This window comes from Armatimonas sp. (genome assembly GCF_031410135.1).
In the GTDB taxonomy this organism is placed as follows: domain Bacteria; phylum Armatimonadota; class Armatimonadia; order Armatimonadales; family Armatimonadaceae; genus Armatimonas.
Window position 1 is genome coordinate 1 of record NZ_JANNYP010000094.1, and the last position, 1,116, is coordinate 1,116.

The 1,116-nt window shown below is 59.9% G+C and carries 2 protein-coding genes; both read right to left on the reverse strand.

The genetic code is table 11. The features are described from left to right. On the reverse strand, window positions 1–569 hold a 569-nt coding region (locus RMO15_RS03585; protein ID WP_309707884.1), incomplete at its 3' end, for a histidine kinase N-terminal 7TM domain-containing protein. A 32-nt stretch (window positions 570–601) separates the two neighbouring features. Further along, window positions 602–1,116, reverse strand: a 515-nt coding sequence (locus RMO15_RS03590; RefSeq protein ID WP_309707886.1) for a hypothetical protein, incomplete at its 5' end; no start/stop codon positions are given.

The window sequence follows — 1,116 nt, forward strand, 5'->3', positions numbered from 1 at the left end:
AGCAGCACATTTGTCACGGTGGAAACTCCCCCCGTCGCCAGCATTCCTATCCCTAGGAACGTGAGCTGTGCCCGCTTCACCCTATCGCGGCCCCGGCACCGCTCCCAGAAGGCCAGGACAAGCGCGGCCACAAGGCAGCCCAGAACGTGGGTGAGGTAGAAGCCAAACAGCGGTCCATAGCTCGTGATCGCCTGTCCTGCCTCAACGCGCTCGGAGACAGACACCAAAGGAGTCAGTAGGGTCAAGCCCGTTAGCAGAATGGTCTCGACGAGAAGGAGAACAGAAGCTCGCGCCTCTTTCTGAATAACCTCCTGCACAAAACGAAGCGCCAAGTACGCTGCCATTGCGACGACCGCAAAGTTAGCACGGCCCAGCCAGAGCTGAGCGACCGGTGAGATGACTCGAACCTCCACAAAGAGCGTGAGCTTCCAGAGAAGCAGAGACAGCGCCAGAAGAAAGAAGAGACGGCTTAGGCGAGAGCGTGGGCGATGTGCCAAGACAAACATCGCCAGGCCCGCCAGAAGCGAGAAGCTCACGTAGTACAGCAGCGCCAGCGGGGATAAGAACATCCCGCAAGTCTCTCGCGAATCTGTGCATCAGGTCAAGCAGCCAAGCGCAGCTTTGGCGGATCGATAATCGCCCAGTATTCCTCAGGCTCTTCCTGGAGGCGGAAGGCTTGAGCTGCGACAGCACGATAGCTCATCGAACGCGATGAGCGGCGTACCAGCTCGCTCGTGACCTCAGGAACCTCCATAGCGCAGAGGTAGCAGTCTTCCCCCCAGTGAAGGCGCTTCTCCCCCTGGATGACCAGCGGCCAGCCCATTCGCTGGTAGATGGGAAGGACACGGGGAGTGACCTCGATGAACAGGCACCCGATCCCCTCCCCCACGCAGTAGCGCCACATCTCCGCCGCCAAGAGCCAGAACAGGGCGCTTTGGCCTCGGTACTGCTCTTCCAGCGCCATAATGGAGACATGCACACAGCGAGACGGATCTTCTACGGCGACTTCCGGCCAGACGTTTTGGCAAGGGAAAGTACCGCGCTCATCGGGCAAAACCAGTTGCAGCCCACCCGCAAGCTGCCCTCCTACTTCCAGGCCAAAGTAGACCGACCGAT